The organism is Pseudomonas sp. AIG (assembly GCF_977020205.1).
Genome location: NZ_CDROCK010000166.1, coordinates 1 through 269, shown reverse-complemented (window position 1 = coordinate 269; position 269 = coordinate 1). Strand labels below are relative to the sequence as shown.

Genomic DNA, 269 nt, shown 5'->3' with positions numbered 1-269 from the left:
CAGATTGAACACATAGCGGTCGCTGCCCTGTCCGCCGCTCAATGTGTCATTGCCGGTACCACCTTCCAGCACATCATTACCACTGCCTGCGGTCAGCGTGTCGTTGCCGCCATTGCCGCGCAACGTCTGGTTGTAAGCGGTGCTCACGCCAGTAAGCACATCGTTCCCTTCCGTGCCGGTCTGCTGAAGCAAAGGCGCAATGAGCTGGGCACTGGTCCAGAGCGTACCGTCAGCAAACTCCACCCGCTCCAGTTGGTAGCGGCCACTGT

Annotated in this window: 1 protein-coding gene; it reads right to left on the bottom strand. The window is 59.9% G+C overall.

The annotated features are described in order from the left end of the window. The coding region (locus ACWR1S_RS30975) for a calcium-binding protein (RefSeq protein WP_454566157.1) at positions 1-269 on the bottom strand (269 nt) is incomplete at both ends.